General features: G+C 65.5%; 22 protein-coding genes. 11 read left to right on the top strand and 11 right to left on the bottom strand.

What is annotated here, in order from left to right:
• The first annotated feature begins 2 nt into the window (after positions 1–2).
• Positions 3–617: a glutathione S-transferase gene (locus ACQ6S1_RS07670; RefSeq protein ID WP_445041237.1), complete on the top strand. Its 615-nt coding sequence runs from the start codon at positions 3–5 to the stop codon at positions 615–617.
• Between the two features lie 10 nt (positions 618–627).
• Here ACQ6S1_RS07670 and ACQ6S1_RS07675 read toward each other — a convergent pair whose 3' ends face one another.
• The 9 genes from ACQ6S1_RS07675 to ACQ6S1_RS07715 all read right to left on the bottom strand — a co-directional run bounded on the left by ACQ6S1_RS07675 (position 628) and on the right by ACQ6S1_RS07715 (position 9564).
• Entirely contained in the window at positions 628–1575 is a 948-nt protein-coding gene (locus ACQ6S1_RS07675) for a LysR family transcriptional regulator (protein WP_445040599.1), read from the bottom strand.
• 96 nt (positions 1576–1671) lie between these two features.
• Positions 1672–2094 (bottom strand): RidA family protein, encoded by a 423-nt coding sequence (locus ACQ6S1_RS07680; protein ID WP_445040600.1) that lies wholly within the window; start codon positions 2092–2094, stop codon positions 1672–1674.
• A gap of 25 nt (positions 2095–2119) precedes the next feature.
• Positions 2120–3274 (bottom strand): LysR substrate-binding domain-containing protein, encoded by a 1155-nt coding sequence (locus ACQ6S1_RS07685; protein ID WP_445040601.1) that lies wholly within the window; start codon positions 3272–3274, stop codon positions 2120–2122.
• 227 nt (positions 3275–3501) lie between these two features.
• Positions 3502–4275 (bottom strand): enoyl-CoA hydratase/isomerase family protein, encoded by a 774-nt coding sequence (locus ACQ6S1_RS07690; RefSeq protein WP_445040602.1) that lies wholly within the window; start codon positions 4273–4275, stop codon positions 3502–3504.
• Positions 4272–5534, bottom strand: a complete 1263-nt coding sequence (locus ACQ6S1_RS07695; RefSeq protein WP_445041238.1) for a CaiB/BaiF CoA transferase family protein — start codon at positions 5532–5534, stop codon at positions 4272–4274. Before ACQ6S1_RS07695 ends, ACQ6S1_RS07690 begins: the two co-directional genes overlap by 4 nt.
• 88 nt (positions 5535–5622) lie before the next feature.
• Positions 5623–6342 (bottom strand): GntR family transcriptional regulator, encoded by a 720-nt coding sequence (locus ACQ6S1_RS07700; protein WP_445040603.1) that lies wholly within the window; start codon positions 6340–6342, stop codon positions 5623–5625.
• 73 nt (positions 6343–6415) lie between these two features.
• A complete protein-coding gene (locus ACQ6S1_RS07705) occupies positions 6416–7957 on the bottom strand; it encodes a tripartite tricarboxylate transporter permease (protein ID WP_445040604.1) in 1542 nt (513 codons plus the stop codon).
• A gap of 22 nt (positions 7958–7979) precedes the next feature.
• The gene (locus ACQ6S1_RS07710) at positions 7980–8462 is read right to left on the bottom strand and encodes a tripartite tricarboxylate transporter TctB family protein (protein ID WP_445040605.1); all 483 of its coding nucleotides are present in this window, start codon (positions 8460–8462) and stop codon (positions 7980–7982) included.
• Between the two features lie 100 nt (positions 8463–8562).
• The gene (locus tag ACQ6S1_RS07715; RefSeq protein WP_445040606.1) at positions 8563–9564 is read right to left on the bottom strand and encodes a Bug family tripartite tricarboxylate transporter substrate binding protein; all 1002 of its coding nucleotides are present in this window, start codon (positions 9562–9564) and stop codon (positions 8563–8565) included.
• A gap of 248 nt (positions 9565–9812) precedes the next feature.
• Here ACQ6S1_RS07715 and ACQ6S1_RS07720 point away from each other — a divergent pair, with 248 nt between their 5' ends.
• From ACQ6S1_RS07720 to ACQ6S1_RS07755, 8 genes are all read left to right on the top strand, one after another.
• Positions 9813–10358 carry a gamma carbonic anhydrase family protein gene (locus ACQ6S1_RS07720; protein ID WP_445040607.1) on the top strand — a complete coding sequence of 182 codons (546 nt, stop codon included), beginning with the start codon at positions 9813–9815 and terminating at the stop codon, positions 10356–10358.
• Between the two features lie 171 nt (positions 10359–10529).
• Positions 10530–12026: an FAD-linked oxidase C-terminal domain-containing protein gene (locus ACQ6S1_RS07725; protein ID WP_445040608.1), complete on the top strand. Its 1497-nt coding sequence runs from the start codon at positions 10530–10532 to the stop codon at positions 12024–12026.
• 5 nt (positions 12027–12031) lie between these two features.
• Positions 12032–13237 carry an FAD-binding protein gene (locus ACQ6S1_RS07730; RefSeq protein ID WP_445040609.1) on the top strand — a complete coding sequence of 402 codons (1206 nt, stop codon included), beginning with the start codon at positions 12032–12034 and terminating at the stop codon, positions 13235–13237.
• A gap of 1 nt (position 13238) precedes the next feature.
• The gene (glcF, locus tag ACQ6S1_RS07735) at positions 13239–14558 is read left to right on the top strand and encodes a glycolate oxidase subunit GlcF (protein ID WP_445040610.1); all 1320 of its coding nucleotides are present in this window, start codon (positions 13239–13241) and stop codon (positions 14556–14558) included.
• A 132-nt stretch (positions 14559–14690) separates the two neighbouring features.
• A complete protein-coding gene (locus ACQ6S1_RS07740) occupies positions 14691–16004 on the top strand; it encodes an MFS transporter (protein WP_445040611.1) in 1314 nt (437 codons plus the stop codon).
• Positions 16005–16091: 87 nt separating this feature from the next.
• Positions 16092–16841 (top strand): SDR family NAD(P)-dependent oxidoreductase, encoded by a 750-nt coding sequence (locus tag ACQ6S1_RS07745; RefSeq protein ID WP_445040612.1) that lies wholly within the window; start codon positions 16092–16094, stop codon positions 16839–16841.
• Between the two features lie 68 nt (positions 16842–16909).
• Positions 16910–17269 (top strand): hypothetical protein, encoded by a 360-nt coding sequence (locus ACQ6S1_RS07750; protein ID WP_445040613.1) that lies wholly within the window; start codon positions 16910–16912, stop codon positions 17267–17269.
• Between the two features lie 115 nt (positions 17270–17384).
• Positions 17385–17519, top strand: coding sequence for a hypothetical protein (locus ACQ6S1_RS07755; protein ID WP_445040614.1), 135 nt, complete (start codon positions 17385–17387; stop codon positions 17517–17519).
• Between the two features lie 62 nt (positions 17520–17581).
• Here the strand turns inward: ACQ6S1_RS07755 and ACQ6S1_RS07760 are convergent, their stop codons facing one another.
• A complete protein-coding gene (locus ACQ6S1_RS07760) occupies positions 17582–18010 on the bottom strand; it encodes a hypothetical protein (protein ID WP_445040615.1) in 429 nt (142 codons plus the stop codon).
• Between the two features lie 23 nt (positions 18011–18033).
• Entirely contained in the window at positions 18034–18510 is a 477-nt protein-coding gene (locus tag ACQ6S1_RS07765; RefSeq protein WP_445040616.1) for a Panacea domain-containing protein, read from the bottom strand.
• A 273-nt stretch (positions 18511–18783) separates the two neighbouring features.
• Here ACQ6S1_RS07765 and ahcY point away from each other — a divergent pair, with 273 nt between their 5' ends.
• Positions 18784–20199, top strand: coding sequence for an adenosylhomocysteinase (gene ahcY / locus ACQ6S1_RS07770; protein WP_445040617.1), 1416 nt, complete (start codon positions 18784–18786; stop codon positions 20197–20199).
• 182 nt (positions 20200–20381) lie between these two features.
• Positions 20382–22853 carry an ATP-binding protein gene (locus ACQ6S1_RS07775; RefSeq protein WP_445040618.1) on the top strand — a complete coding sequence of 824 codons (2472 nt, stop codon included), beginning with the start codon at positions 20382–20384 and terminating at the stop codon, positions 22851–22853.

Genomic DNA, 22853 nt, shown 5'->3' on the forward strand with positions numbered 1-22853 from the left:
CGCTGAAGCTGTTCTACGCCCCCACCTCCGCCTACACGCGCAAGGTCATGGTGTGCGCTCACGAGCTGGGCCTGATTGACCTCATCGAATGCCTCGACAGCGCCGCCCATCCGGTCAAGCGCGACGAGCGCATCGCCGCCTTCAATCCGCTCGCCAAGATCCCCGCCGCTATGACGGAGGAGGGTGAGCTCCTGTTCGACAGCCGCGTGATCTGCGAATACCTCGACGTCCGGGCCGGCGGCACCCTGTTCCCGACAGGCGCGGCGCGCTGGGCGGCCCTCACCCTGCAGGCGCTGGGCGACGGCATCGTCGACGCTGCGGTTCTCACCCGCTACGAGACCGTGGCCCGGCCGGCCGAGCGTCAATGGAGCGAGTGGAGCGACGCCCAGCTCCGCAAGGTCCAAGCCGCGCTCGATCATCTCGAGAAGACATCGGGCACGCTCGGCACCGAGGCCGATATCGGCACCATCGCGATCGGCTGCGCGCTCGGCTATCTCGATTTCCGCTTCCCGGATCTGGATTGGCGCAACGGCCATCCGGATCTGGCCGCCTGGTACGCGGCCTTTTCCTCACGCCCCTCGATGCAGGCCACCGTTCCGGTCGACAAGCCGGCCTGAGCGCCGTCCCTCAGACGCGCACGCGCTTGCCGAACGCCGGCGCCGACATTCCCGGGATGTAATTGTCCGAGATGTAGGAGCGGCAATGGTTCTCGAACGCCTCCACGAGGCGTGACTTGCGGAAATCCTTGAGCGTGGCGAGCCCGATCCTCATCGGCCGGTGCTCGCCCGACAACCGGAGCCCGACGATGCGCCGTCCATCCAGCGCCATATCCGAGCGCGGGCGGATATTGGCCAGCGCATAGCCATAGCCGTTCGCCACCATCGTGCGCACCACTTCCTGATAGGTGGTGCGGGCGGCGATGTTCGGCTCCAGCCCCTCCTTCAGGAACAGCGCGAAGAAATAATCCCGGCTCACCGGCAGGTCGAGCAGGATGAGCGGCAGTTCCGCCAGCTCATCCAGGGTCGTTGCCGTCTGCCCGGCCAGCGGATGCCCCTCTCCCACCCACACATAGGGCGGCAGGCTCACCAGAGGCTCGAAAGCCATCTCGTCCGGAATCTGCAGATCGTAGGTGATAGCGATGTCGATCTCGGCGCGACGCAACGCGTCCAGCAGCGCCTCCTGCGAATCCTCGGCCTGCTTGATCTGGGTCGAGGGGAACGCGGTCGTGAAGGAATGCGTCAGCTCCGGCATCACCATCGGCGCCAGCGTGATGAAGCACCCCACATTCAGCCGCCCGCGCACCAGCGTCGACGCTTCCGAGGCCAGCGCGTACAGGCCCTCGGCCTGCTCCACGAGGCGCTTGGCCTCCTGCAGCAAAAGCCGCCCGGTCGGCGTCAGCGACAATCCCTGCGCGTGGTGGCGCACGAACAATTGCGCGCCGAGCTCGCGCTCAAGATGCGAGATCGCCGTCGAGATCGAGGGCTGCGAGATGTGGATGCGCTCCGAGGCCAGCGTGATGCTGCCGGTCTCACCCGCCGCGATGAAATATTCGAGCTGCCGGAGCGTGTACCGCATGGCCTGTCTTCTGAGGCCCGGCGGCGCGGATCGCAAGGGATCTTCGCGGTCGTCCTGCTCCGGCCGTAGTGTGCGCGCCACGCAGCGCCGCCTGATTTATCGCTCGTCGGGAATGACGGCGATCGCGTCGACCTCGACCAGCCATTCTGGCCGCGCCAGCGCCGACACCACGATGCCGGTCGAAACGGGATGCACACCCTTCAGCCATTTGCCGACTGTGCGGTAGACCGGCTCGCGGTAGCGCGGATCGATGATGTAGATCGTGATCTTGCAGATGTGCTCGAGCTGCGATCCGGCCTCTTCCAGCAGCATCTTGATGTTGGCCATGGCCCGCTCGGTCTGGCCCTCCGCATCGCCGATCGCCACGCTGTCGCCGGTGTCGAGATCCTGGCCGATCTGGCCACGCACGAACACCATCGTGCCGCGTGCCACCACCGTCTGGCACAGATCGTTGTCGAGCCTCTGCTCGGGATAGGTGTCCTTGGTGTTGAAGGGGCGGATGCGGGTGTGCGTCGTCATCGGGCGAAACCTCGTTGGCAAACAATCACGCGGGCTGGAACAGCGCCCGGCATTCGGCGGCGAAGGCGGCCGCGGCCACGGGAAGCTCGCCCTCGGCACGGACCGCCAGCGCCATATGGCTGGGCTCGGTCCTGTCGGAGAGCGGCTTGGTCACCAGCGCTCTCCCGTCATACGACATGGCCGAGGCCGGCTTGGCCGCCAGAAGCGCATAGCCCAGCCCACGCCCCACGAGGCCGCGCACCATCTCGAACGAATGCGAACGGAAACGAATGTTCGGCGTCAGCCCCTCGGCCGCGAACAGGGATTTAAAATAATCGCCGCTCGGCGGCGCATCGAGCAGGATCATCGGCTCGGCGGCGAGGTCGGCCAGCGGCACCGCGCCCTGGTCGGCGAATTTGTGCCCCGCCGGCAGCAGCACATAGGGCTGCAGCGCGCTCAGCCGCTCCACATCGACGCCCGCGGGCATGTCCATGTCGTAGACGAGCGCGGCGTCCACCTCACCCGCCTTCAGGCTTTCCACCACGCGGCGCTGGTCGCCCTCCACGAGCTTCAGATCGAGCCGCCGCCCCTTCTTCGTCAGCCGTTCCAGGATCTCCGGCACCACATAGGGGCCGAATGTGTGGAAGATGCCGAGCCGCAACGTTTCCGCCGGGGTGTCGGTGTCGCGCGGTCCGTTCTCGATGCGCGCCGGCGTGCCATAGGCCCGGTTGGCATAGATCAGCGGCGACCCCGCTCCCATGGTGAAGATTGATTCCACCTCGCCGAACAGCACGAAATGCGTGCCCACCTGCTGGCTCGACACAACCCGGCAGTCAAACGCCACGAGCGGGTCCACCACGCGCGGCGCCCCGGTCACTTCCGGCGTCCACGATGTGCAGGAGAACTTGTCGCCGTCCGCCGTCTTGAAGCGGCCCGCGAAGCAATCCGAAATGTAGGATTGATCGTCCCGCAGCACGTTCACGCAGAACACGCCATTTTCGAGGATCGCCCGCGCCGCCGGGCTCAGATGGTGCACGCACACCAGCAGGGTCGGCTTGGGCGTATCGGCCGAAACCGAGGCCATCGCCGAAACCGTCAGCCCGAAACGCCCCGCCGGCCCATCCGTCGTCACGATGTTGACCGTGGAAGCGGCGAAGCTCATGCCGGCCAGGAAGTTCTGCCGCAGATTGTCGTCGCTCATCTCGTCGGTCCTCCATGTCACGAAGGGAGATAGCTCCCAACGTCGCGGACGTCAGCGATTATGGGGCTGGCTTCGGATAGGCAAAATATTAGTTTCTTTCGAAATGCATCAGCATTTCAAAAGCTAGAACCGAGACGCGCGCAGCCGGCTCCCAACCACAGAAGCAAAAACGGCTCCCCGTCGGAGAACCGAAGGAGAGCCGCCAGAATTTTACGGATATGGCGCGTTTATTCGCCCGTCCAGACCGGCTTCTGCTTGGTCAGGAAGGCCTCCACGCCGATCTTGAAATCGCGGCTGCCATAGGTGGCCGCGATCAGATCGTCGCCGTCCGGGATGTTGGCGTTGAAGATGCGCCGCGCGCTTTCCTTCGACACACACATCGTGACAGGCGCGTTCGACGACAGCTTCGAAACCAGGATCCCCACGCGCTCGTCGAGCACGTCCGGCTCGGCGATCTCGGTCAGGAAGCCGCAGGTCCGCGCTTCTTCAGCGTTCAGCAATTCGGCCAGCATCAGCATGCGCTTGGCCCGGCCATAGCCGAACGAGGCGATCACACGCGCGGTGTTGGCCATGGACAGGCAATTGCCGAGCGTGCGCGCGATCGGCACGCCGAAGCGCGCCGTGGGCGTCGAGATGCGGAAATCGCACGCCATCGCCATGGCCAGCCCACCGCCGATCGCGAAGCCCTCGACGATCGCGATGGTCGGAACCGGCAGACTTTCCAGCTGGCCGATCCGGGCATCGATGATCGATTCATAGGCCAGACCGTCCTCGCCGCTCTTGAAGCTGCGGAACTGCTCGATGTCGGTGCCGGCTACGAAGGCCTCGCCGCCCGCGCCGCGAAGCGTCACGACGCGCAGGCTCTTGTCCTCGGCGATACGGCTGCAGATGTTCGACAGGGAATCGTACATCCCCCAGGTCATCGCATTGCGCGCCTCGGGCCGGTCGAACACGACACGGCCGACGCCGTTCTCGACGGAATAATGAACCTGGCCGCTCATTTGCCGAACGCTCCGCGTGCCTTCAGCTCGTCAATGGCCGTCGCGTCGAGCCCGGCTTCCGCCAGCACCGCGTCGGTGTGCTCACCCAGCAGCGGCGGATGCATGCGGATCTGCTGCGGCGTGCCCATCAGCTTCACCGGGAAGCCGATGTTCGGCACCGTGCCCTCGATCGGGTGCGGGATCTCGATGCGCATCTTGCGATGCTGGCCGTGCTCGCTCTCGAACGCCTCCGGATAGGAGCTCATCTTGCCGGCCGGAATGCCGACGGCGAGAAGCTCGTCCACCCATTCGTCCGAGGTCTTCGTGACGAAGGTCTTCTCGAGTTCCTCGATCAGGATCTCCCGGTGCTTGAGGCGCGCCGGATTGGTCTCGAAGCGCGGGTCCTCCAGCAGCTCCGTGCGGCCGATCTGGTTGCACAGCTGGTTCCAGAGCTTCTGGTTGGTCGCGCCCATGACGAAATAGCCGTCCTTGGACTTCACGGCCTGGTAGGGCGCGCTCATCTTGTTGGACGTACCGACGGGGCCGGGCATCACGCCGGTGCCCCAATATTCGGACGTGTCCCAGATGGAGAAGGCAAGCGCGGCCTCGAACAGCGAGGCGTCGATGTACTGGCCCTCGCCGCTCTTCTGGCGGCCGATATAGGCGCTCAGGAGCGCATAGGTGCAGAACAGCGCGCAGCCGATATCGGCCACCGGCACGCCCGCTTTCACCGGCGGCATGCCCGGATGGCCGGTCACGCTCATCACGCCCGACATGGCCTGCGCCATCAGGTCGAAGCCGGGGCGGTCAGCCCACGGGCCGGTCTGGCCGAAGCCCGAGATCGAGGCGTAGATCAGCTTGGGGTTGATCTTCTTCAGCGTCTCGTAGTCCACGCCCAGCTTCTTCACCACGCCGGGGCGGTAGTTCTCGACCAGGATGTCGGCCGTCTCGACCAGCTTGTAGAACGCCTCGCGTCCCGCATCGGTCTTCAGGTCGATCGTGATGGACCTCTTGTTGCGGTTCATGTTGAGGAAGCCCATCGAATCGGGCCCCTTCATCTTGAAGCCCATCGCCGAACGGGTCTGGTCACCGGTCGGCGGCTCGATCTTGACGACGTCGGCGCCGAGATCGGCCAGCAGCATGGTCGAGAACGGACCCGCCATCACCTGGCTGAAGTCGAGCACCCGCACGCCGGACAGCGGCAACCGGGATGCGGCATCGTCTCCGCCCGCGCGCTGGGGCGCCGGGGCATCCGCCTTCGTGTCGAGAATATCGGTCATCATCATTCCTTCTCGGTCGGAACCGAATTCGTTTTCTAATCAATAATTATCGTGGCGGAAATCCGACCCTCTCGGGGCCGGCTCCGCGTCAGGCCGCCCGGCCCTGCGCCCGTCCCCGGGGCGATGAGGCCGGCGTGGGCTCGTCCCGGGCCTGCTTCAGGTAATCGCGGGCGATGCCCACCGTCGTCTTCGTCACATGCCGCTCCAGAAGGTCGGACAGTCTCTCGCCGTCCCGGGCCTCGAAGGCGCGGATCATCTCGTTGTGCTCGTCGACCGCGGCCTTCCAATGCTCCGCCGTCTTGCGCACGACGAAACGGCAGGAATGGATGCGCGTCAGGATCTGCTGGTAGAAGGCGTGCAGCGTCGAATTGCCGGCGATGACGAAGAACCCGTCATGGATCAGCCGGTTGTGCTTGAGATAATTCGGCTCGTCCTTGTCGGCGTAGAACCGCATCATCTCGTCGTGCAGCTTGCGCATCTGCGCCACGTCGGCATCGGTCGCGCGGGCGCAGGCCAGGCTTCCGGCCAGGCGCTCGAGCGATGCCATGATCGGGAACAGCTCGTTGATCTGCTCTTCGGTGATGCGGCTCACTACCGCCCCGCGATGCGGCAGGATCTGCAGCACGCCCTCGGCCGCCAGCACCTTCAGCGCCTCGCGGATCGGAGTGCGCGACACCCCGAACCGTTCGCACAATTGCTCCTCCGGCACCTTCTCGCCCGGACGCAATTCGCCGCTGAGAATCATTTCCCGCAGCGGCGCCACGAGCGATTCATGAAGGCTCTGCCGAACGATGGGGTCCCGTGCCATGATCTGACGCCTCACATCTGCGGATTGCGAATCCCACGATAGCCGTTCGTTGGGTGTTTGAGGAACACCCCCATCACACCGAACCGACCTTTGTCTCGGCTTCGATCGAGCGGCGGATGCGGAAGCTGATGCCCGCGCGCCGCAGACCGATCGAGATGATCGGCAGGCACAGGAAGAAGATGCCCAGACCCATCATGGTCGCCACGAGGCCGTTCGAGAAGAAGATGTCGGCCGAGCCGCCCGACGTCAGCATGGCCTGGCGGAAGCTGTCTTCCGCATTGTGGCCGAGCACCATGGCCAGCACGAACGGCGCCAGCGGGTAGTCCAGCTTCTTGAACATATAGCCCACCACGCCGAAGAGCAGCGCCAGCCAGATGTCGAAGGTGTGGCTCGCCACCGTATAGGCGCCGATGATGCACACCATGGTGATCATCGGGCCCATGATGCGGAACGGCGCGCGCAGGATGTAGGCGAACAGGGGTACGGTGGCGAGCACGAGGATCACGGCGATGACGTTGCCGATATACATGCTGGCGATCAGGCCCCACACGAAGTCCGGGCGGGTGGTGAACAGCATGGGTCCGGGCGCCAAGCCCCAGATCATCAGGCCGCCCATCATCACCGCCGCCGTGGCCGAGCCGGGAATGCCGAGCGCCAGCATGGGCAGCAGCGCGCACGAGCCCGCCGAATGGTCGGCCGTTTCCGGCGAGATCACGCCCTCGGGCGCGCCCTTGCCGAAATTCGCGCCGTTCTTCGAGAAGCGGCGGCCGAGCGCATAGCTCATGAACGAGGCGGCAGTCGGGCCGCCGGGCGTGATGCCCATCCAGATGCCGATCGCGGCGCTACGGATGATCGTTGCCCAATAGCGCGGCAGCTCCGCCATGGTCCGCAGGATAGTGCGGAGGTCGAGCTTGGCCTTCACGCCGTGGAACTCGATGTTCTCTTCCATGGTCGTCAGCAATTCGCCGAGACCGAACAGGCCGATGACGGCGATGAGGAAGCTGACGCCGCCGATCAATTGCTCGATGTCGAACGTCAGGCGGCTCTCGCCGGAGATCGTGTCGGCGCCGATGGTGGCGGCGGCGAAGCCCAGCATCATCGAAACGAGCGTCTTGAACGGCGAGCCGGTCGACATGCCGATGAAGCTGGAGAACGCCAGGAAGTAGACGGCGAAATATTCAGCGGCACCGAAACGCAGCGCGAAGTTCGCAACCCAGCCCGACAGCACCGTGATGACGAGAACGCCCGTCAGCGCGCCGATGCCCGCCGACATGAAGGCCAGCGTCAGGGCGCGCACGGCCTCGCCCTGCTTCGCCATCGGATGTCCGTCGAACGTGGTCGCCACGGAGGACGGCTCGCCCGGAATGTTGAACAGGATGGACGTGGTGGAGCCGCCGAAAAGTGCGCCCCAATACATGCTGGTCAGCAGGATGATCGCCGACACCGGGTCCATCGTGAAGGTCAGCGGCAGCAGCAGCGACACGCCGTTGGGCGCACCGAGACCCGGCAGCACGCCGACGATCAGGCCCAGCAGAACGCCGATGACCATGATCATGATGTGATAGGAGGTCAGCGCGACGCCGAAGCCTTCGAAAAGCAGGCCGAAATTGCCCATGATCCGTCTCCGCTCGCCGGGCTCAGTAGATGCCGAGCGCGTTCAGGACGGGACCCTTGAGCAGGGGCACGGTGAACAGCACTTCGAACAGGATGTAATTGACCGCCACCACGATGATCGCGGTCAGCAGCGCGTTGTGGACCTGCATCTTCCCGGGGATCCACATCGTGTAGAAGATGTAGATGAAGATGCCGATGTAGAGGCCGAGCCACACCGACAGAGCGGCGAAGGCGATGATCGGCAGGAAGAACATCACGACGTTGCGCGCACGTTCCGCATCGACGAACGGCACCTCGCCGTCCTTGCGGCTGAGAAGCGTCTGGACGAGCGCTCCCAGGCTGCCGACGATGATGAGACAGCCGATGTAGAAGGGGAAATAGCCGGGCTGCGGACCGGACGAATCCCACTGGATGCCGTTCTCCGTCGCGCCGTAGCAGACGAGAGCACCGAGCAGTCCGGTTACGATCGAACCGCCGATCTCGCCTGTTCTGCGTGAAATTTCCATGGATCCGCTCCCGGGCCCGTTCGCCCGCCGCCTTCTACGTCGTCAAGAATGCAAAACGGCCAGCGCGGCGAAGCGCTGGCCGGTCTGATGTGTCGGTCGATTACTCGCGCAGCCAGCCCGCCTGCTTGTAGATGTCGCGATAGGTCTGCTCGTGGGTCGTGATGAACGACTTGAACTCGTCGCCGGTCAGCAGGCGCGGGATCTGCGCGCCGCGCTTCTCGTAGGCCTTGAACTCCTCGCTCTCGGCCACCTTCTTGAACAAATCGGTGTAGAAGGCGAGCGCCTCCGCCGGCATATCCTTGGCGCCCCAAATGGTGCGCGGCTGGGCGAAGGAACCGACGTTGAGGCCGGCTTCCTTGCAGGTCGGGATCGAGTTCCACGACTGGCCGCCGACGATCTCCGTCGTGTCTGCCAGGCGCTCTTCCTCGAACACGCAGAGCGGCTTCTGTACGCCGCCGCGCCATTGCTCGACGCTCTCGCTCGGATTGTTGACGTTGCCCTGGATGTGGCCGCCGGCAACCTGGATCGCCGCTTCGCTGCCGCTCTTGTAGGGGATGTAGGAGAGCTTGATATCGGCCGCGCGCTCGATCAGCGTCACGAGCGCGGCATCGGCTTCCTTGGCCTTGGCGCCGCCCATCTTGATGGAGCCGGGAGCTTCCTTCGCCTTTGCGATGAAGCCCGCGACGTCCTCGATGCCCGATGCCTTCGGGTTCACCCACAGGATGAAGGGGTCGAACACCATGGCCGCGATGGGGGTCAGGTCGTCGATCTTGTAGGACAGCTTGTTGGCGAGCGGCAGGACGTAGGCATCCTGCGTGCCGAAGAACAGCTTGTATTCGTCGCCCTTGCTGGAGCGCGCGTCGATGAACGTCTCCGCGCCGCTGCCGCCGGCCTTGTTGGTCACGATGACCGGGGTGGTCAGCAGCTTTTCCTTGGTCAGCGCCGACTGGATGACGCGTGCGAACGTATCGGTGCCGCCGCCGGGGCCCGCGGCCGCGACGAACTCGACCGGACGGTTCGGCTTCCACTCCGCCGCAGCGGGCAGCGCCAGGGTGCACACACTGGCCGCGGCGAACGCCGCAAGTTTCAGGGATGCCTTCATGTTCTCAGATCCTCCCGCATGTTTCTTGCCGGCTGCCGCAGGGTTTTCCTGCCGCGTGCGATCCCTGCTTGTCCGGGACCGCATCAATAATTATTAATCAGATAGCGCATGCCGGACAACCGTTTTCTGCATGGCTGAACGCTATTTTTCCGTATGTTTACCCATCCAGACGCGTCATCAACGTCGGCATCCGGCACTGTGATAACGCATAAGTCCGCGGAAACGCTCGCTTAAAAGGGATCATCATTTTGGCCTATTACGCCCTGAACGGAACCGCACCGAAACGTCACGAAGCCGGCGTATGGATCGCCCCGGACGCCCATGTCATCGGCCGCGTCGCCTTGGGCGCGGAATCCAGCGTGTGGTTCGGCGCCGTCATCCGCGGCGACAATGATGAGATCGTCATCGGCGATGCCACCAACATTCAGGACGGCGCGGTGCTGCACGTCGATCCCGGCTTCCCGCTGACGATCGGCGAAAACGTCACGATCGGCCATCGCGCCATCGTTCATGGCTGCACCATCGGCGCGGGCTCTCTCGTCGGCATGGGCGCAACGATCCTCAACGGCGCCAGCATCGGCGCGGATTCGCTGGTCGGCGCTAACGCATTGGTCACGGAAGGCAAGAGCTTTCCGGAGCGTTCGCTGATCGTCGGCGCGCCGGCCAAGGCCATCCGCACGCTGAGTGACGATGAGGTCGCGGGCCTGCGCAAGGTCGCCCAGCATTATGTCGAGAACGGCCGCAAATATCGCGAGGGCCTCGAGCGGCTGGACGGAACCCCACCACCCGCGTGAACGCCTTGCCGGCCACCGCGCGCAAGGTTTAGTGTTTCTAAACTGTGAAGCCGGCCCATCGGACGGCTCTCTCGAAACAGCCTTCCTCGGCCGTCCACGACCGCGAAAGGTCTCAACGGCGCGGCAACAGCGTCGGCGTCACATCGCAAAGCCGGAGGAAAGCACACCCTCATGACCTTTCTGGCAATGCCGGCTCCTCTGGAAGGCGTGCTGGAGCGTCGCGACGAGATCGTCGCCGCCCTGCAGAAGATCGTGCCCGGCGAGGGCGTCGTCTCGCATCCGGACGGCCTGCGCCCGTTCGAGAGCGACGGCCTGACCGCCTACCGCCAGATGCCGATGGTCGTTGTGCTGCCGGAAACCGTTCAGCAGGTCTCGGAAGTCCTGCGCTATTGCCATGAGATGGGCATCCGCGTGGTCCCGCGCGGCTCCGGCACGTCCCTGTCCGGCGGTGCGCTGCCGCTGGAAGACGGCGTGCTGCTGGTGATGTCGCGCTTCAATCGCATCCTGGACATCGATTTCCCGAACCGCGCGGTGGTCGTGCAGCCGGGCGTCACCAATCTCAGCATCACCAAGGCGGTCTCGAACCAGGGCTTCTATTACGCGCCCGACCCGTCCTCGCAGATCGCCTGCTCCATCGGCGGCAATATCGGCGAGAATTCCGGCGGCGTGCATTCGCTGAAATACGGCCTCACCACCAACAATGTGCTGGGGCTCGAGATCGTGCTGATGAACGGCGAGATCGTGCGGCTCGGCGGCAAGCATCTCGATGCGGAGGGCTATGATTTCCTCGCCCTCATGACAGGCTCGGAAGGCCTGCTCGGCGTGGTCACGGAAGTCACGGTGCGTATCCTTCAGGCGCCAGAGACGGCGCGCGCCGTTTTGCTCGGCTTTCCCACCAGCGAGGGCGCGGGCGCCTGCGTCGGCGCCATCATCGCGGAGGGCATCATTCCCGGCGGCATGGAGATGATGGACCGGCCGGCCATCCACGCCGCCGAGGATTACGTCCACGCCGGCTATCCGCTCGATGTCGAGGCGCTTCTGATTGTCGAGCTCGACGGGCCGGCGGGCGAGGTCGACCATCTCATCGCGCGCGTGGAAGAGATCGCGCGCGGCGAGGGCGCCACCCATCTGCGCGTCTCCCAGACCGAAGCCGAGCGCCAGGCGTTCTGGGCCGGCCGAAAGGCGGCGTTCCCGGCGGTCGGCCGCATCTCGCCCGATTATTACTGCATGGACGGCACCATTCCCCGCAAGGAACTGCCGCTCGTGCTCCGCCGCATGCGCGAGATGTCGGAGCAATACGGCCTCGGCGTCGCCAACATGTTCCACGCGGGCGACGGCAATCTGCACCCGCTCATCATGTACGACGCCGCCATCGAGGGCGATCTCGAAAAGGCCGAGGCCTTCGGCGCCGATATCCTCAGGCTCTGCGTGGAGGTCGGCGGCGTCCTCACCGGCGAGCACGGCGTCGGCGTCGAGAAGCGCGATCTGATGGAGACGATGTTCAACGAGGACGACCTCGCCATCCAGCAGCTCGTCAAATGCGCCTTCGACGAGAAGCAATTGCTGAACCCGGGCAAGGTTTTCCCGCAATTGTGCCGCTGTGCCGAGCTTGGCCGCATGCACATCCACAAGGGGGCCATCCCCTTCCCCGACATTCCGCGGTTCTGAGCGCCATGACCCAGTTTTCCTGCCGCTCCGAGACCGAGGCCTCCGACCTCCTCAGGGCCTGCGCGTCCCGGGGTGAAACCATCGAGATCGTCGGCCATGGCAGCAAGCGTGGCTGGGGCCGCCCGGTCCGGGCCGATCATGTGCTCGACATCGGTGGCTGCACCGGCATCACGCTTTATGAGCCGAACGAGCTCGTATTGTCGGCCCGCGCCGGCACGCCGCTGGCCGAGATCGAAACCGCTCTGGCTGAGCACGGGCAGCAGCTGGCCTTCGAGCCCATGGACACGGGCCCCCTTTACGGCATCGCGCCCGGCCGCGGCACCATCGGCGGCGTCCTGCTCGCCAACATGTCCGGCCCCCGCCGCGTCAAGGCCGGCGCGGCGCGCGACCACGTGCTCGGCGTGAAGGGCGTCTCGGGCGCGGGCACCATCTTCAAGGCCGGCGGCCGCGTGGTGAAGAACGTCACGGGCTATGATCTGCCGCGCGGTCTCGCGGGCTCGTGGGGCACGCTCGCGCTCGTCACCGACATCACCTTCAAGGTGCTGCCGCGCCCGCAGACCTCGTCCACCCTGGCGGTGTTCGATCTGGCGGACGACCTCGCCATTCAGGGCCTGTGCCGGGCGCTGGGTTCGCCGTGGGAAGTGTCCAGCGCCGCCCACATCCCGGCCGAGACCGCGCCGCTTCTCCCCCCCGAGCTTGGCATCGGCGCCCGCTCCGTCGCTTTGCTCCGGGTCGAGGGCGTCACCCCCTCCGTCGCCTACCGCACCGAAAGGCTGATCGAGGGCCTCGGCACCGATGCCGAGATCGCCGTGCTCGAACAGGCGCAGTCCGACCTCCTGTGGCGCGCCTTGCGCGACGTGCGCCCCTTCTCCGGAAGCGACAAGCCGCTTTGGCGCATCAGCGTGGCTCCCACGGGTGCCGCCGCCCTTGTCCGCACCATCGGCGAGGCCGGCGCCATCCGCCATTTCCACGATTGGTCGGGCGGGCTGATCTGGCTCGAAGTGCTGGACGATGCGCCCGACGCGCTGGCCGGCGCCATCCGCCGCGCGGTCGCCGAAACCGGCGGACACGCCAGCCTCGTGCGTGGCGCGGCCCGCTTCGCCGATGTCCCCGCCTTCCCGCCCCAGCCGGCGGCGCTCGTCGCCCTCGCCGGCCGCCTGAAGAACAGCCTCGATCCCGCAGGCATTCTCAATCCCGCACGGATGGCCTGACATGCGCACCGAATTCTCGCCTGCCCAGCTTGCCCGGCCGGAACTCGCGGAAGCCGATTCCATCCTGCGCAAATGCGTCCATTGCGGCTTCTGCACCGCCACCTGCCCCACTTACGTGGAACTCGGCAACGAGCTCGACAGCCCGCGCGGCCGCATCTACCTCATCAAGGACATGCTGGAAAACGACAAGCCGGCCAATGCCGAGATCGCGCTCCACATCGATCGCTGCCTGTCCTGCCTGTCCTGCACCACCACCTGCCCGTCGGGCGTCGATTACATGCACCTCATCGACATGGCGCGCACCCATGTCGAAAAGACCTACAAGCGCCCTCTGGGCGACCGGCTGACCCGCGCGCTCGTCGCCTTCGTCCTGCCCCATCCCGGCCGCTTCCGCCTGGCCATCGGCGCGGCGCGTCTCGCCCGTCCGTTCGCCGGCCTGTTCGACGCCCTCGGCGGCCCGTTCACCCGCATGGCCGCCATGCTGCGCCTGGCTCCGCAGGCCGCCGCCCGCCCCGTCGATCGTTCCCTCGAAACCCTGTCCGGGCCGAAGCGGGGCCGCGTCGCCATCCTCGCCGGCTGCGCGCAATCGGTGCTCGATCCCGGCATCAACGCCGCCACCCGCCGCCTCCTCGCGCGGCAGGGCATCGAGGTCGTCCACGTCGCGGGCGAAGGCTGCTGCGGCGCCCTTCCCCATCACATGGGCCGCGAGGAGGAAGCCATCGCGCTCGCCCGCAACAATGTCGACGCCTGGACGCGCGAACTCGACAACGGCCTCGACGCCATCCTCATCACGGCGTCCGGCTGCGGCACCACCATCAAGGATTACGCCCACCTGCTGCAGCGCGATCCGGATTACGCGGAGAAAGCCAAACGCGTCTCCGGCCGTGCGCTCGACATCACCGAATATCTGATGACGCTCGATCTGCCGGCGCAGAAGCCGCGCGGTCAGGTCCTGGCCTATCATTCGGCCTGCTCCCTGCAGCACGGCCAGCGCGTCATCCTGCCGCCGAAAATGCTGCTGGAGCGCGCGGGCTTCACCGTGCGCGACGTGCCGGAGGGTCACATCTGCTGCGGCTCGGCCGGCACCTACAACATCCTCCAGCCCGAAATCGCCGGCCGCCTGCGCGATCGCAAGGTGCGCAACATCGAGAGCATCGCGCCCGACATCATCGCCGCCGGCAATATCGGCTGCATCACCCAGATCGCGTCCGGCACCGGCATTCCCATCGTGCACACGGCCGAATTGCTGGACTGGGCCTATGGCGGCCCGGTGCCGGAAAAGCTCGCCGGCCATCCCCTTTCGCAGCCGGCCGCGGCCTGATCAGAACCGATCCAAGGAAAAGTCTATCACTTGATAGACGCAGCCAATACTTGGAGGTTGCAAGAAAAACAGGCTTGCAGTCGGTAAAGATCGAGTTCTAGAAGCGGCATGGGCTAACACAGCGGGGGCATCATGTCGGCCATTTCCTACGATCACGCATTGTCGTCCGCCGGCGTCGGGCGGTTCCAGAAACGCCTGCTCGGCGTGTTCGGCATCGTCTGGGCGGCGGATGCCATGCAGGTGCTGGCCATCGGCTTCACCGCCCCGTCCATCGCCAAGAGCTTCGGCCTCACCGTGCCGGGCGCGCTGGCCACGGGAACGCTGTTCTTCCTCGGCATGCTCATCGGCGCCTTCGTGTTCGGCCGCGTGGCCGACCGCATCGGCCGCCGCCGCGTGCTCATCATCACCGTCCTCATCGACGCCGTGTTCGGCCTCGCCTCGGCCTTCGCGCCCGATTTCGCCTGGCTTCTCGCCTTCCGCTTCCTCACGGGCGTCGGCGTCGGCGGCACCCTGCCGGTCGATTACGCCATGATGGCCGAATTCCTGCCGGCCGACCGGCGCGGCCGCTGGCTTGTGGCGCTGGAAGGCTTCTGGGCCATCGGCACCATCATCCTCGCCGTGGCCAGCTGGCTGGTGGTCAGCTCCGGCGCGGAGGAGGCATGGCGCATCCTCTTCATCGTCACCGCCGTGCCGGCCCTTATCGGCATCGTGCTGCGGTTCTGGGTGCCCGAATCCCCGCTCTACCTCCTGCGCACGGGCCGGGGGGCCGAGGCGCAGGAGGTGCTCGCCAAGATCGCATCCACCAATGGCCGCCAGCTCGCAGCGGGCGAGCTGTCCGAGCCCATCCTGCCGAAGGCCTCCATCGCGGCTCTGTTCGCGCCGGAGATCCGCCGCCGCAGCGTGCTCGTCTTGCTGGCGTGGTTTCTGGTCTCGGTCTCCTATTACGGCGTGTTCGTGTGGCTGCCCTCGCAGCTCGCGGGCCAGGGCTTCGGCTTCGTGCGCGGCAACGCCTTCCTCATCCTCATCGCGCTCGCGCAGATCCCCGGTTATGCGCTGGCGGCCTACGGCGTCGAGAAATGGGGCCGCCGCCACACCCTGGCGGGCTTCCTCATCCTCAGCGCCGCCGGCTGCGGGCTCTACGGCCTCGCCGCGTCCTCCGCCAGCATCGCCTCGGCCTCGCTGCTCATGAGCTTCGCGCTGCTCGGCACCTGGGGCGCGCTCTACGCCTTCACGCCGGAGATCTACCCCACCAATCTGCGCGCCACGGGCATGGGCGCGGCGGGGGCCATGGCGCGCGCCGGCGGCCTACTGGCGCCGTCCGTCATGGCGCCCATCATGGCGGCCAGCTTCGGCCTCGCGCTCGGCGTCTTCTCGGGCCTCCTCGTCATCGCGGCCATCGGCGTGCTGGCCATCGACACCGAGACGCGCAACAAACCGCTCATCTGAGCCGGCGGGGGTGGGCGCCCGGCTTGCATCCCGCCCCGCGAATAACGATTGTCGGCGCACGACATCCGACTCGCGGGAGCAGCAGCAATGACCGGCACCATCCTCATCACGGGAACGACCTCTGGCTTCGGCGAAGCCATGGCGCGTCGCTTCGCGGGCGGCGGCTGGCGGGTCATCGGCACAGGCCGCCGCGCCGAGCGCCTCGAGGGCCTGAAATCCGAGCTGGGCGAGAGCTTTCACCCCCTCGCCTTCGACATCACCGACGAGACCGCCATCGAGACGGCGCTCGAAAGCCTCCCGGAGGGTTTCCGCGCCATCGACGTGCTGGTCAACAATGCCGGCCTCGCGCTCGGCACCGACCGCGCGCCCGACACCTCGCTCGATCAATGGCGCACCATGATCGCCACCAACGTCACCGGCCTCGCCACCATCACGCACCGTCTGCTGCCCCGCCTCATCGAGCGGCGCGGCCTCATCGTCAACATCGCCTCGGCGGCCTCGAACTGGCCCTATCCCGGCGGCAACGTCTATGGCGGCACGAAAGCCTTCGTGCGCCAGTTCTCGCTCGGCCTGCGGTCGGATCTGCACGGCACGGGCGTGCGCGTCACCTCCATCGAGCCGGGCATGTGCGAGACCGAGTTCACCCTCGTGCGCACCAGCGGCAGCCGGCAGGCCAACGACGCGCTGTACAAGGGCGCCAACCCGCTCCAGGCCGAGGACATCGCCGAGACCGTATTCTGGGTGGCGGGCCAGCCGCCGCACGTCAACATCAATTCGCTCGAAGTCATGCCCGTCAGCCAGTCCTGGGGCGGCTGGCAGATCCACCGCGAAAGCTGAGGCGCACCCGCCCCACTTTCGCCCGCTGCGCGTCGCATGAACTCCACATCTTCCGGAGTGCCCATGCCATGCGCCGCCTCGTCCTTGCCGCCCTCGTCCTCCTGCCCGTCACGGCCCACGCCCAGCAGCAGACCTTGGCCGATCTCGCCCAGAACGGCCGCTACCAGCTTCTGGAGCTGAACGATCAGGTCATCAGGCTCGACGCCCACACGGGCGTGTTCGATCTCTGCGGCCTGCGGGGCGGCAAATGGGATTGCCAGGTCACCACCGACCGCGCCAACGCCCAGGCCGACGCCATCAAGGCCCTCACCGCCCGCGTCGACGCGCTCGAAAAGGAACGCGCCGAGGAAAAAGCCGCCGCCGAGAAGGCGAAAAACGAAGGCCTGATGGGCCGGATCACGGGCTACATTCCGGGCATGGGGAAGTAAGCGCGGACACCAACCCCGGCCATGTCGCGGGAACGACCGCCCATCCTCCGGAATTAAATCAAGCTCACAGCACTGGTCCGTTCAGCCGGCACATTCCGCACCACAGGAAAACAGCATGTCCCGCCCCGTCCTCATCGCCATCATCTTCGTCCTCGCCGCCGGCATCGGCTTCTTCGCCTACCAGGCCTACGAGCGCGACCAGAACACGCTCGACATCAGCATCGGCGAAAAGGGCGTGACGGTGGATTGAGGGGGCTTGAAAGGCCGCGGCTTTGCGCCGACGCGGGCTAAGGTTAAGAGCCAGAAGATCAGCTACTTACCGGACCGCTCATTGCTTCCGAACAGGTATCCCAGCACGAGGGTTATTATGCTCGTAAGCGCCCCGAAAATGCGGTCAAAATCAAAGCTAGAGACGCTATCTCCAAACTTGACCGAAATAATTCGCTCTGCGGCATATATTATAAAAATCAATGCTAACGAGACGCATATCACCAAAGCCGAAATATTTCCGGGCTTTTCGCTACGCCCCCCAAATGGAATTCCGAGAAGCCCCAGCTCTTTCTTAAATTGCTCCGCCTCATGAGCCAGCATACTGGCTTCCTTGTGCGCGGAGGCCCCAGGTGTCGCGCTGGGAACTTCGGTAGGCGCATAGCGAATCTTACTCAAATCTACGGTTTCGCTGCCGGCTACGCTCTCTTCCGCAGGCTGAATTTCTGGCCCAATATCATCAGCTATCGTCATGCCAACCAGAGCCTTGTTCAAAGTTATTTATTCGCGATCTCTATGAAATGCTCTTTGATCTCCTCATTCTTCAGATATGTCGCACCGCGCTCGCGAGCTTTAGACCAAGGGGTTCCGGGCGCGTGCGTTAAGTTAGATAAATAGAGCCCACTGTAACCTTTATACCGATTCCAGACTTGATCAAATACATCATAGAAGTATCGGTCACTCAAATTCACCATGAGCGCCTTGTTGTCACCGGTCAAAGGATCGATATCTGTAGCCCACCCTTGAATAGGGCTAGATCCGTTAGCTTTAAATTCCTGGTATAAGGAGGAGAGAACGGGACCGTAGGGCCACGCTTCAAACAGGTCTCCCACTGCAGGGGCATTTCGAGTGGCCAAAAACCACCCATGTTGAAAATACACCAGCTTTTGTATTTTTAGCTGATCAACAGAAAAACCTTCTGCGCGCGCCCGGTTCAAAAAGGCATTAGCAACATGCGAAGGTTTGTAGGGCATAGTCGAAGACCTCTCGTCGTTCGCCTCACCTGAGTCACAAAAGCCGCGCAAGCTAACCTTGCACGGCACGAACCACACATAGTGTGGACAATCAGCTCATATAATATACCTCTAGCCTAAAAAAGCCATGGCTAGGCCTAGTATAGGATGTGCCTAGGACCACACCTTCTAGTCGCAATGCTCCTTTCTGGCCACATAAAGACATCTTTATACCAACATTGCCGGGCATCTCCCCGCGTGCTACAAGCCCGCCAAATTCCAGGGAGATCCCGCATGAACGTGCACGCGACGAACACGAACGATTACGCCATCGCCGACATCGGCCTTGCCGATTGGGGCCGCAAGGAGCTGACGATCGCCGAGATCGAGATGCCCGGCCTGATGAAGACGCGCGAGGAGTTCGGGCCGTCGCAGCCGCTGAAGGGCGCGCGCATCGCCGGCTCCCTGCACATGACGATCCAGACCGGCGTGCTCATCGAGACCCTGAAGGCGCTCGGCGCCGATGTGCGCTGGGCATCGTGCAACATCTATTCGACGCAGGACCACGCGGCCGCCGCCATCGCCGCCACCGGCACCCCCGTATTCGCCATCAAGGGCGAGAGCCTCACGGATTACTGGGAATACACCCACCGCATCTTCGAATGGGCCGACGGCGGCGTGCCCAACATGATCCTCGATGACGGCGGCGACGCCACCGCCCTCGTCCATCTCGGCGCCCGCGCCGAGGCCGGCGACACCGCCTTCCTCGACAAGCCCGACAACGAGGAAGAGGAAGTGCTGTTCGCAGCCATCAAGGGCCGCCTGAAATCGAACCCCGGCTTCTACACGAAGTGCGCCCAGAGCATCCGCGGCGTCACGGAAGAGACCACCACCGGCGTGCATCGTCTCTACGACATGCAGAAGAAGGGCACGCTGCTGTGGCCCGCCATCAACGTCAACGACTCGGTGACGAAGTCGAAGTTCGACAACCTCTACGGCTGCAAGGAGAGCCTGGTCGACGGCATCCGCCGCGGCACGGACGTGATGATGGCCGGCAAGGTGGCCATGGTCGCGGGCTTCGGCGATGTCGGCAAGGGCTCGGCCGCCTCGCTGCGCAATGCCGGCTGCCGCGTGCTCGTCTCCGAGGTCGATCCGATCTGCGCGCTTCAGGCCGCGATGGAAGGCTATGAAGTCGTCACCATGGAAGACGCCGCCCCGCGCGCCGACATCTTCGTGACGGCCACCGGCAATGTGGACGTCATCACCATCGAGCACATGCGCGAGATGAAGGACCGGGCCATCGTCTGCAACATCGGCCATTTCGACTCGGAGATTCAGGTCGCCGCGCTCAAGAACCTGAAATGGTCGAACGTGAAGCCGCAGGTCGACGAGATCGAGTTCGCCGACGGCAAGCGCATCATCCTGCTGTCCGAAGGCCGCCTGGTGAATCTCGGCAACGCCACCGGCCATCCGAGCTTCGTGATGTCGGCCTCGTTCACCAACCAGACCCTGGCGCAGATCGAGCTGTTCGTGCACCCGGAGCGCTACGGCAAGGAAGTCTACGTCCTGCCCAAGCACCTCGACGAAAAGGTCGCCGCGCTGCATCTCGACAAGGTGGGCGTCAAGCTCTCCAAGCTGTCGGACAAGCAGTCCTCCTATATCGGCGTGCCGCAGGCCGGCCCCTTCAAGCCGGACCATTACCGCTATTGATCGGGCCGGGGTTTATCCCCGCTCTATCCACAGAAACGGGCCCTTCGCGGGCCCGTTTCCATTTTCGGGCTGTGTGGCCGCACGAACATTTTGGCGCGAGTCCGGTTGCAGGTACATTGAAACTGATTCGGGGAGCTGGCCCCTCATGCGGCGGCCAGGGGGATCGGCGAGGCGGAGATAGGATGCACATCCGGTCCAGGGGGGCCCGGTTTCGGGTGGCTCGGCGGGGGCTCGCGCTTTCGCCCGTCCTGGCGGCTGTGTGGCCGGCGGGGGCGTCGGCTGCACCCTTTTCTCTCGATCCGCAGCAGCATGCGGGGCTTGGGCCGCTCGCCATCTCGCTCGGCCTCGTCTTCGTCACCACCGCCACCACCTATCTGTTCGCGCGCTGGCGCATCGGCGCCAATGAGCGCGAGGCCGAGCTGCGCAGCACGGTCAGCGATCTGCGGGCGCGGCTCGACCGCACCGAGGCGCTGATCGCGGCCGAGCCGCAGATCATCGTCACGTTCAACGATCCCGGCGGCGAGGTCGAGGTCGATGGCGCGCTGGAGGCCGAGAGCGGCGTTCCCGCCGGCCGCCGCGTTCTGGGCTTCGGCGCCTGGCTGTCCACCGACGAAGCGGTGCGGATGGAAGGCCTGGTAGACACCTTGCGCACGCGCGGCGAGGGGTTCGAGACTTTGGTCCGCAGCCGTCGCGGCCAGCACATCGCCATCGAGGGCCGCGCAGTCGGCGGGCGGGCGCTTCTGCGCATCCGCTGCGTGCAGAGCGAGCGCCTCACCATCGCGCAGATGCACAACCGCCAGACCGTCATCCAGGGCGAGCTAGACCGCCTCAGCGCGCTGCTCGACGGTGTGCCCCAGCCGGCCTGGCTGCGGGCGCCGGATGGCCGCCTCACCTGGGTCAACCCGGCCTATGCCCGCGCCGTGGAGGCGGCAAGCCCACAGGCCGCGGTCGATGGCGCGCTCGAATTGTTCGATGCGCCCGTACGCGAGGCGGCCAGCGCCGCGCTCGTGTCCGGCCAGCCGTTCCGCACCACCGCGCCTGCCATCGCCGCCGGCCAGCGCCGCATGTTCGATCTGTGCGAGTTCTCGGACGGCGCCACCCGCTACGGCATGGCCATCGACGTGTCGGACCTCGAGGATGTGCGCGGCGATCTCGCCCGCCGCACCGCCTCCCACCGCAAGACGCTGGACGAATTGCACACCGGCGTCGCCATCTTCCGTGCCGATGGCCGCCTCGCCTTCCACAACCAGGCCTTCCGCCAGATCTGGAAGCTCGATCCCGGCTTCCTGATCCAGGAGCCCACCGATTCCACCATCTGGGACCGGCTGCGCGGCGAGGAAGCCCTGCCCGAGCCGCCGAATTTCCGCGAATGGAAGGCCCAGCTTCAGGAGGCCTACCGCGCCGTCGAGCCGCGCGAGCATTGGTGGCATCTGCCCGACGGCCGCACCATGCGCGTGGTGCAGACGCCCAATCCGGAGGGCGGCGTCACCTATCTGTTCGACGACGTGTCCGAGCGCATCAACCTGGAATCGCGTTACAATTCGCTGATCCGCGTCCAGCGCGAGACGCTCGACGTGCTGGGCGAGGGCGTCGCGGTGTTCGGCTCCGACGGCCGGCTCCGGCTCTTCAATCCGGTCTTTGCCGCCATGTGGCGTCTGGCGCCCGCCGAGCTGGACACGAAGCCCCACGCCGACCGCGTGTTCGCCATGTGCCGCGCGCTGCATGAGGCCGCCGAGCCGTGGACCATGCTGAAGGCGGCCATCACCGCCATGCCGGAAGGCCGCGTTCCGGCGCAGGGCCGCATCCAGCGCACCGACGGCGTCACCATCGACATCGCCACCGTACCGCTGCCCGATGGCGCGACCGTGGTCACCTTCTCGGACATCACCGCCAGCGTCGCCATGGAGCGCATGCTGATCGACCGCAACGAGGCGCTGGAAGCGGCCGACCGGCTGAAGAACGCCTTCGTCAAGCACGTCTCCTACGAGCTGCGCTCGCCGCTCACCAACATCATCGGCTTCACCGAGCTCCTCGTCGATCCGTCGACCGGCCCTCTCACGCCGCGCCAGCGCGATTATGCCGGCCACGTCCTCGAATCCTCGGCCTCGCTCTACACCATCATCAACGACATCCTCGATCTCGCGACGATCGACGCCGGCGCCATGGAGCTGGAGCTCGACCATGTCGACGTGCGCGCCGCCGTGCAATTCGCGGTGGAGGGCGTGCGCGGGCGGCTGGCGGACACCCGCCTCACGCTGGAAATCACCATCCCCAACGACATCGGCACCTTCATCGCCGACGAGAAACGCATCCGGCAGGTGCTGTTCAATCTCCTGTCCAACGCCATCGGCTTCAGTCCGGAGGGTGAGAAGGTCAGCCTCTCGGTCACGCGTCAGGGCGAGGTGCTGTTCTTCACCGTCAGCGACAACGGCCCCGGCATCGCGCCCGAATTGCTGGAGCGCGTGTTCGATCGCTTCGAGAGCCACACCGAGGGTTCGCGGCATCGCGGCGCGGGGCTCGGCCTGTCCATCGTGCGTTCCTTCGTCGAGCTGCACGGCGGCACGGTGGCCATCGACAGCCATCCGGACCAGGGCACCCGCGTCACCTGCACCTTCCCGCTGAACGGACGCGCGGCCCAACTGGCCGCCGAATGA

The organism is Terrihabitans aquatilis (genome assembly GCF_052542005.1).

What these genes read in the sequence shown, in the direction of transcription:
- ACQ6S1_RS07730 (WP_445040609.1), top strand. Translation starts at nt 12,032, where the DNA reads ATGACCCAGTTTTCCTGCCGCTCCGAGACCGAGGCCTCCGACCTCCTC.
- ACQ6S1_RS07700 (WP_445040603.1), bottom strand. Translation starts at nt 6,342, where the DNA reads ATGGCACGGGACCCCATCGTTCGGCAGAGCCTTCATGAATCGCTCGTG.
- ACQ6S1_RS07680 (WP_445040600.1), bottom strand. Translation starts at nt 2,094, where the DNA reads ATGACGACGCACACCCGCATCCGCCCCTTCAACACCAAGGACACCTAT.
- ACQ6S1_RS07710 (WP_445040605.1), bottom strand. Translation starts at nt 8,462, where the DNA reads ATGGAAATTTCACGCAGAACAGGCGAGATCGGCGGTTCGATCGTAACC.
- ACQ6S1_RS07685 (WP_445040601.1), bottom strand. Translation starts at nt 3,274, where the DNA reads ATGAGCGACGACAATCTGCGGCAGAACTTCCTGGCCGGCATGAGCTTC.
- ACQ6S1_RS07740 (WP_445040611.1), top strand. Translation starts at nt 14,691, where the DNA reads ATGTCGGCCATTTCCTACGATCACGCATTGTCGTCCGCCGGCGTCGGG.
- ACQ6S1_RS07745 (WP_445040612.1), top strand. Translation starts at nt 16,092, where the DNA reads ATGACCGGCACCATCCTCATCACGGGAACGACCTCTGGCTTCGGCGAA.
- ACQ6S1_RS07775 (WP_445040618.1), top strand. Translation starts at nt 20,382, where the DNA reads ATGCACATCCGGTCCAGGGGGGCCCGGTTTCGGGTGGCTCGGCGGGGG.
- ACQ6S1_RS07750 (WP_445040613.1), top strand. Translation starts at nt 16,910, where the DNA reads ATGCGCCGCCTCGTCCTTGCCGCCCTCGTCCTCCTGCCCGTCACGGCC.
- ahcY (WP_445040617.1), top strand. Translation starts at nt 18,784, where the DNA reads ATGAACGTGCACGCGACGAACACGAACGATTACGCCATCGCCGACATC.
- glcF (WP_445040610.1), top strand. Translation starts at nt 13,239, where the DNA reads ATGCGCACCGAATTCTCGCCTGCCCAGCTTGCCCGGCCGGAACTCGCG.
- ACQ6S1_RS07690 (WP_445040602.1), bottom strand. Translation starts at nt 4,275, where the DNA reads ATGAGCGGCCAGGTTCATTATTCCGTCGAGAACGGCGTCGGCCGTGTC.
- ACQ6S1_RS07705 (WP_445040604.1), bottom strand. Translation starts at nt 7,957, where the DNA reads ATGGGCAATTTCGGCCTGCTTTTCGAAGGCTTCGGCGTCGCGCTGACC.
- ACQ6S1_RS07715 (WP_445040606.1), bottom strand. Translation starts at nt 9,564, where the DNA reads ATGAAGGCATCCCTGAAACTTGCGGCGTTCGCCGCGGCCAGTGTGTGC.
- ACQ6S1_RS07755 (WP_445040614.1), top strand. Translation starts at nt 17,385, where the DNA reads ATGTCCCGCCCCGTCCTCATCGCCATCATCTTCGTCCTCGCCGCCGGC.
- ACQ6S1_RS07765 (WP_445040616.1), bottom strand. Translation starts at nt 18,510, where the DNA reads ATGCCCTACAAACCTTCGCATGTTGCTAATGCCTTTTTGAACCGGGCG.
- ACQ6S1_RS07760 (WP_445040615.1), bottom strand. Translation starts at nt 18,010, where the DNA reads ATGACGATAGCTGATGATATTGGGCCAGAAATTCAGCCTGCGGAAGAG.
- ACQ6S1_RS07695 (WP_445041238.1), bottom strand. Translation starts at nt 5,534, where the DNA reads ATGACCGATATTCTCGACACGAAGGCGGATGCCCCGGCGCCCCAGCGC.
- ACQ6S1_RS07675 (WP_445040599.1), bottom strand. Translation starts at nt 1,575, where the DNA reads ATGCGGTACACGCTCCGGCAGCTCGAATATTTCATCGCGGCGGGTGAG.
- ACQ6S1_RS07725 (WP_445040608.1), top strand. Translation starts at nt 10,530, where the DNA reads ATGACCTTTCTGGCAATGCCGGCTCCTCTGGAAGGCGTGCTGGAGCGT.